The sequence below is a fragment of the Desulforamulus profundi genome (assembly GCF_002607855.1).
The window spans coordinates 1-7,558 of the sequence record NZ_AWQQ01000161.1 but is presented as its reverse complement, the minus strand read 5'-3'; the positions used below and the strand labels follow the sequence as shown (position 1 = coordinate 7,558).

At 42.3% G+C, this 7,558-nt stretch carries 6 protein-coding genes, 1 tRNA gene and 2 pseudogenes; 6 read left to right on the top strand and 3 right to left on the bottom strand.

Going from position 1 to position 7,558, the window contains the following annotated elements:
• The first annotated feature begins 167 nt into the window (after positions 1-167).
• Positions 168-1,312 (top strand): annotated as a pseudogene (locus P378_RS18740) (IS256 family transposase).
• 302 nt (positions 1,313-1,614) lie between these two features.
• On the opposite strand, the gene P378_RS18735 reads toward P378_RS18740, so the two are convergent.
• A complete protein-coding gene (locus P378_RS18735; protein WP_099083688.1) occupies positions 1,615-2,097 on the bottom strand; it encodes a hypothetical protein in 483 nt (160 codons plus the stop codon).
• A gap of 195 nt (positions 2,098-2,292) precedes the next feature.
• Positions 2,293-3,327, bottom strand: coding sequence for a GGDEF domain-containing protein (locus tag P378_RS18730; RefSeq protein WP_099084267.1), 1,035 nt, complete (start codon positions 3,325-3,327; stop codon positions 2,293-2,295).
• Between the two features lie 191 nt (positions 3,328-3,518).
• On the opposite strand from P378_RS18730, the gene P378_RS18725 reads away from it, so the two are divergent.
• The 5 genes and pseudogenes from P378_RS18725 (at position 3,519) to P378_RS18700 (ending at position 6,731) form a co-directional block, all read left to right on the top strand.
• Complete coding sequence (locus P378_RS18725) at positions 3,519-3,761, top strand: hypothetical protein (RefSeq protein WP_099084266.1); 243 nt, start codon at positions 3,519-3,521, stop codon at positions 3,759-3,761.
• A gap of 108 nt (positions 3,762-3,869) precedes the next feature.
• Positions 3,870-4,194: pseudogene (locus P378_RS18720) on the top strand (hypothetical protein); the annotation flags it as partial.
• Positions 4,195-4,327: 133 nt separating this feature from the next.
• The gene (locus P378_RS18715) at positions 4,328-4,633 is read left to right on the top strand and encodes a hypothetical protein (RefSeq protein WP_099084003.1); all 306 of its coding nucleotides are present in this window, start codon (positions 4,328-4,330) and stop codon (positions 4,631-4,633) included.
• Between the two features lie 756 nt (positions 4,634-5,389).
• Positions 5,390-5,989 (top strand): prolipoprotein diacylglyceryl transferase, encoded by a 600-nt coding sequence (locus tag P378_RS18705; RefSeq protein WP_099084265.1) that lies wholly within the window; start codon positions 5,390-5,392, stop codon positions 5,987-5,989.
• Positions 5,990-6,164: 175 nt separating this feature from the next.
• Entirely contained in the window at positions 6,165-6,731 is a 567-nt protein-coding gene (locus P378_RS18700; RefSeq protein ID WP_238473191.1) for a ferritin-like domain-containing protein, read from the top strand.
• 522 nt (positions 6,732-7,253) lie between these two features.
• On the opposite strand, the gene P378_RS18695 is transcribed toward P378_RS18700, so the two are convergent.
• Positions 7,254-7,330: transfer RNA gene (locus tag P378_RS18695), tRNA-Arg, on the bottom strand.
• Positions 7,331-7,558 lie beyond the last annotated feature (228 nt).

Here is a 7,558-nt window from a genome sequence, read left to right as displayed (position 1 = left end):
TAATGTCAGCTCCTTGTCAGATTTCATCAATGACCAGTAGGGAACGAGTCAGCGCCGGATGCCTCCAGCCTCGGCTTAATGGTATCCGCCAGACCATCCTCCGCCGACTGGTAGATGACTCTGTAAAGAACAGATTGGCTACAGAATTAGCTAAGGAATGCAAAAGCATGGATGATGTCCATAACATGCTGAGGGATCTTTTTAAGGACACCATTCAAAAAATTCTCGAGGCGGAAATGGATGCCCACCTGGGCTATGAAAAACATGACCCTGCCGGGGATCTTTCTGGCAACAGTAGGAACGGATACAGTAAAAAGACTGTTCAGACCCAAATGGGCAGAACAGAAATTAAGATCCCGTGATCGTAACGGCGAGTTTGAACCACAAATCATCAAGAAATACGAAACTACGGCCAATGAACTGGAAGAACAAATTATTGCCATGTATGCTAAGGGCATGTCCACCAGGGATATAGAGGACCATATGCGGGATATTTACGGCATTGAAGTCTCTGCAGCTATGGTCAGCAAAGTAACTGATAAAATCCTACCTATGATTGCAGAATGGCAATCCAGACCGTTGGATCGGGTTTACCCGGTAGTCTTCCTTGATGCTATTCACTTCAAACCGTATAGTAAATAAAGCAGCCTACAGTGTACTGGCCATCAACATGAACGGTCAAAAAGAAATATTAGGCATCTGGATTGGCGAGCATGAAAGTGCCAGTTTCTGGCTTGGAGTCTGCAATGACCTTAAAAATAGGGGCGTTGAAGACATTTTAATAGCCTGTAAAGACGGTCTTTCCGGCTTTAGCGAGGCCATTAACACTGTTTTCCCCAGGACAAGGATACAATTATGCGTCATTCACCAAATTCGTAACTCTATGAAATATGTATCCTACAAAGAGCAGAAGGCAGTAATGACTGACCTTAAGAAGGTTTACCAGGCTTTGACCCTTGAAGAGGCTGAATTTGCCTTTGAGRAATTTAAGGAGAAATGGGGTAAGAAACACCCCATCATCATCAAGTCTTGGGAAAACAACTGGCTGGAACTAACGGCATATTTTGAATACCCTTATGAGATCAGGAAAATGATCTACACCACCAACATCATTGAAGGATACCACCGGCAGTTAAGAAAGGTGACAAAAACCAAAACTGCCTACCCAACGGATGATGCTTTGAAAAAGATTATTTACCTGGCAACAGAATCAATCTCAAAGAAGTGGACTATGCCAATCCGGGAATGGAGGAATTGTATCTCCCAACTTGCAATATACTTTGGGGATAGAGTTCAGCCAGGGATTGCCTAAAAACAATGGGTTAGGTAACGGGTTTATCGCTTTAGTTCTCCCGGAGATAGTYATAAAAGGAAGAAAGCTGGGAATAATATCCTCAGCTATCTCCGGCAGAACCCTGCGGGGCGCTCGGGTTGCTCCCCAGCATTGCCCTATCCTCCCGACAGGTAAGAGCCACTATAAGCCTACCCAACATCATAACGGAATAATCCAATTACACAAAATTTTGTACACTCCCTACTCAATGAGGATAAAACAGGGAAAAAATAAGAAACAGGTTCTCACACAGTGGGAGCCTGTTTCCTTTATAAAGGTAATTATTTTATACTCATTGCTTCTTTGGCCATCGGCATTAGTTTGGGGTCCTTCATCATGGCCATGAAAGTATCTTTCATTTGGGGGTCGGCCATTATTTCCATCATAGGCTGCATCATGGCCGGGTCGGACATGATTTTGACCATAGCTTCTCTGGTCTTTTGGTCACTCATGATCTTCACCATGTTTTTCTGCATATCGGAGTTGTGCATCATGTCCATCATGACGGGCATCATTTTTTCAGAGCTCATGATTTTGGTCATTGATTGGCTTGCATCGGGGGAACTCATGGCCTCTATCATCATGTCAGGGTTCAGGTTCATCATACCTACTATATCACTGGCATTCATTCCCTGCATTTGGTGTTGTTCCTGAGAGGCGGCGGTATCAGCCTTTTTCTCTTCCTTGCCGACGCAACCGCTTACCAGTGCAGCCATTAATATTAAAGAGACTGCTACCAGGAATACCTTTTTGATTTTTAACATTTTGTTGACTCCTTTTATTGCAACTCGTTTAGACATTGGAATGATCCCAACTATGTAGCAATAGTCACCTCCCTAGCAAATACATTTATTACTTATTACAATTTTCGACTATTTTTGCTATTTACCTGCTGTACCAAATATGACATTTTTGTAACAAAAAAGAATGTACATCCGCACTTGACCAACAGCTATCCGCTAATAACAAGAGCAATTTTTACCGGAGGATTTAGCCTGGTAGAGGAGATTATCTGCCTTTTTAAACAGTTCTTGGGCATCTTGTGCTTCTGCGGGATATTCCGTTATACCGGCGGATACGGTTATCTGCCGGTGTGGGAAATCATGGGATGAGATGGCCTGGCGGATTCTTTCGGTGACCGTTACCGCCCCGATTTTATCTGTTTCGGGCATGATCAGCACAAATTCCTCTCCGCCGTACCGGGCGATGATATCGGTTTTTCTGATATGCTGCTCTATTAGTTTTCCCACTGCCTGCAACACCAGGTTGCCTGCATCATGACCGAAGGAATCGTTATATTTTTTAAAATCATCGATATCAAAAATGACCAGGGATAAGGAGCGCTGGTAACGGTGGGCCCGTTCCAGTTCGTGGATCAGTTGCTCCTGAAAGTACCGGAAATTATAAACACCGGTCAACTGATCATGGGTGGAAAGATATCTTAATTTTTCCCGGAGACTTTTCTCTAGGTCCATGATATTGCCTACAAAATAAATGACGGCCAGCATGGTGCCCAGCAAAATAAAAAGGGAGATATTATGCTCAAAATGCCTGCATAGACAAACATAAATGATAATTGCTGAAACTATGACGGCAAAACTGATGGCCACTTGCTTGCCGAAGCGGACCAGGTAAATAAGAACCAGTATAATGTAAAGCCCGTCGTGATAACTGGTGGTTAACGTTGACTTCAAAAAAGTAAAAGTGCCCATAACCAGCAAATCCACTACAAAATGAAAATAGCCCCACTTGCCGATCTTCGGCGAGGGATAGCGGGCTTGCATCAATAACCACAAGGTAGAGTACAGGAAAAGCAAAGTATAGCCTACCATTGCCCGGGGGCTGGTATGGCCTAGGTTCAGTTCAACAAAAACAATAAAAAGGGCAATCATAATCCTAAAGCTGCCGATGATACGGTCCAATTGCCGGGTATGGTCCAAAACATCCCGGTCAAGGCAGGAAACAGCATCTGAAAACGGGTTATTCAATTTCATGCAGGTTCACCCTTCATACTTAGTCTACTTAATTATTCGACCTTGTTACTTAATTTTAAAGGGGTTGTAGTTGAATTTAATAACTAAAACCAAAAGTATCACAAAAATGTGTTACTTTTGTAACAGGGATGTGAACTTTTTACTGTATTCATTTTTATGTTGAGTAAAAATAAACAAGGGAGGTTACCCAATTGAAAAAAACTTCAATCATTACTCTGTCTTTAGCTTCCAGTTTACTTATTGCTTCTACTGCTTTTGCAGCCAATGACAATAGCAGTGACAGGAGCAATTATGTTCAGATGTTGAATAACTGCAAGGCAGCTTTAAAACAATCTGTAGGACAGGATTGGAAGTCCCATATTGAAATGATGAAGGCGGGTAACTGTCCTGACTGCGGTATGACTGCCGAAGAATGTACTATGAATATGGAATAAGAATGATTGGGCTCCTCGGTTAGGGGGGCTCCATTTATTTAACCTGAATCAGTGAAATAAACTCTTTGTGGCACCCAAACCCAATTCAAGAACGATGATAAGCTAACTATTTTTGAAATTGAACAAGGTAACGACGATTTAACAACTCATTCCGGTCTGGCTCTTATAGGTGCGTTATTGGCTAACACCAAAATAAAAACACGGCTAAACAAAACAATGGCTGCAGGGCAAAAGAATCCTCATATTTCTAATGGAAGTGTTGCTATTGATTACATTGGCTTGTTGTGCAGGGTAAGAGTGATTTTGACCATATAGACCCCCATGCCGCTAAAGCGGCACCAGCAAGGATGAAAATTATATTTTCAGGATAGAACCGTTCAGGGAAGATAATTTCTTTGCCATCTCATTAAATATTAACTTAGATCCGGTAAGTAAAAAAGAAAAACCCACAAGACCTGATCAGAATAATTTGTTGTAAAAAATTTAACAAAAAAGAGGACACTCATCTCTTTCGTGAATTGGTAAAGTGACTAAACAAAACCATTACGAAGGAGAGTGTCTTCATAATGAGGGTACCACAGTTACTTACCAATAATCAATCAGAAAACCTTACACGTCAGCAAAAACGTAAACTCCAGCGTACTCACCAAAAAGCTTGTTCCAGGTTAGAGGGACTAATTAGAAAAATTAACTTACCAGTAACCTTTGATAACAACTGCGTTACCAGTTTCGGCAATTTCGGCTTGTTTGAAGTTCTAAAACAGGCCATTGGGCTTGTTGAAATCGTACAGAAGCATTTAACGGTAACCCGGCATCACAACTGTACTTACAGTGCAGCTGAAATAATTGATATCATGATTGTTCTGCCCTAGGACTTTTGAGATTTGACCATATGAACGCTCTTAAATTTGACTCTGGTTATATGAAAATCAAGGATGATCATAGGTTACCTGAATGAACAACAATCATGGTGAAAACTGGATGATAAATATGCTGTTTCTGAAATAACTGTACCGCTTCCTTCCTGGGAAAGGGTCAGACGGTTTGTCTTTATCAGAGAAACAATTAACACTGTCTCTGGCGGTGACCAAATATCCTTTGACTTTAAAGAACTATAAGATTACAAATTATCGTTACTAACATGGAGGATCTCCCTCCTGAAGAAGTCTGGCGCTGGTATCTGGAAATGGTTTTTCTATCCGAAAATAAAAAACCTACTTCTTACCGGATTCAAGATTAAAAAGCAAGTGGTATCCCGAGATTTTTCAGTGGCCAACCTTAATTGTTCTTGCTGTTATCATGTATGAATTGTATTCCTGCAGTATTCACTGCTGGTACTTGGGCACCCTGGCATCTATCTACACCGCTTACCGCATTGCCAAAGCCAACTATCCTGAAAATATAGTTTTCATCCTTCTGCTGGTGCCGCTTTAGCGGCATGGGGGTCTATAAAGAAAATCAAGTTATGGGTTCCGTCATTCCCTTTGCCATTCTGATCCTGGCCCTGGTAGTCTTCAACGTATACCTGTTTCTGTTGCCAATGGCCCACAGAATGTAAAAAGTAAAAAACAGGTTACCTTACGGGTAGCCTGTTTTTCGTATAGCTAATAGAACTCAGGGGGCTGGGCATGACTGTTGACGTAACATTCTGGGCTGCCTTTCTGGCAGGTATTTTGTGGGCCGGGGGATTATCCATCCAGGGTGGAGTAGTGGCTGGTTTGGTCATTTGCCTTTGGTTTATACGTAGGCATAAACTCCCTGCCTGGGAATTTGCCGACGTACTGGCTCCGGGCTTAATCCTGGGCCAGGGTATTGGCAGGATTGGCTGCCTGTTGAACGGAGACGCTTACGGCATACCCACCAGCTTACCCGTCGGCGTTATATATAGGGAAGGAACTCCCGCCTATGCTGCCTACGGGGCACAGCCCCTATTTCCGGCGGAAATCATAGAGGGGGCGGCGGATATTGCCATCTTATTTATCCTGCTGCGAATATTTAGGCGCAAACCCTTTGACGGTGCGGTGGCGTTGACCTACTTTATGCTTTACTCCTTAGTCCGGTTTACCCTGGGGTTCTGGCGGGCCAACAGCTTGACGATCCTTGGCGGTTTGAAGGCAGCCCAGTTGACCACCCTGGGTACGGCGTTGCTGGCACTGGGGCTACTTATCTACAAATGGAAAGAAAAATCAAAACGCCAGATAGGGATGGCCGGGGTTAAAAGTATATAGTAAATCAAGGCGACCATAAAAATGAAGGTCGCATTGATTTTGACGTCTTTTAACTAACTACTCCGAGACCAGCACATACATTTATGAAAAATAAGGAAAATTTGTTTTTGTAATATTCCTTTTCAATCTCTGTATAAATAATTTAAAAACAAAGTTGGAAGGAGGGGAGTACCCTTTGTGTGATGACATCAAGAATAAATCCTTGAGCATTTCAGGCGCAGAACATGTTAACCGTTGGTGTGCGTTGACTGCTCCGTATCCAGAGCCTAGGGTTGTTCGTCCCAATCATTATTATGCCATGCTTATATTGGAGGATTACGCGGGTGCAGTGAGCGAAATGACTGCGATTAACCAATACTTGTATCATTACCTGACATTTGAGGAAAAATATGAAGATTTAGCGGAGTTGGAAGAATGTATTTCTATTATAGAGATGCATCACCTTGAATTGCTTGGCGAAACCATCCGTATGCTGGGGGTTGAGCCCGAGTACCGAACACTAACCCATAACCAACCTGTTTATTGGAATGCATCCTTTGTGTACTACGGGCAGAACATCTGTGACAGGCTGGCCTCCGATATTGCGGCGGAGAAAATGGCGATCCAGAATTACAGGATGCACCAGCAAATGATTGATGACCCCTACATTAAAGAGCTACTGGAAAGAATCATCATGGATGAGCAACACCACCTTCAACTGTTTACCAGCTATGCGCAGAAATATTGTCCAGGAATGAAATAACAGTAAAATTAGTGATCAGCACTCTTAGTAAAGCAAGCAGTAGCTTTTATAAATTCCCTAAAAAGTATCCCGTATCACTATGACAGTGGTACGGGTTTATTCATGTCTTTTGAACTCTTTCTGGAAAATAAGTACGGTTAAATAACTAAGGCGTTTGCCGCTTTTTTATTTTCTTTTTCTTTGAGCCTTATACATTATAGAGGATTTTTGCAATAATTTACGAAATCTTTTTAGATATTGCTGAAGCAAGTTGAAAAAGGGGGAAGGGGCTAAAAAGCCTGCGCCACACCCATGCAAGTTTGCTGCTAAAACAAGGGGAATCCCTGAAACTTATCTGTGAGCGGTTGGGTCATGCAGGGATTGGTATTGCCTCGGACATTTATACACACCTTATGCCGGTATGCCAAAAAAGGCGGTCGATAAATTAGAGAGAAGTGTGCTGTTTGGTGAGGTGTTTGGAGAAATCGGGCACCAAATATAAAAAATAGCCTCTGGCGAAATCGCTAGAAGCCTTGATTTTACTGGCGTCCCAGAAGGGATTCGAACCCCTGACCTACGGATTAGAAGTCCGTTGCTCTATCCAGCTGAGCTACTGGGACATTTCTTGGGCCAACAAGTGACATTGTAACACAGCACTATGCAAAATACAAGAAGATAATTTTACCGCTACCATTTGCACCGGGCAGTAATTATTTTATATGATAAAATAATCAAAGTCAATAAAACAGGTTCTCCTTGTTGTTGTTCTCCTTTGTTATTGTTAAATACTATTTGATTACAAAAAACACATTCCGTTATTATGCCAGAAGAATTGTTATAAACAACAC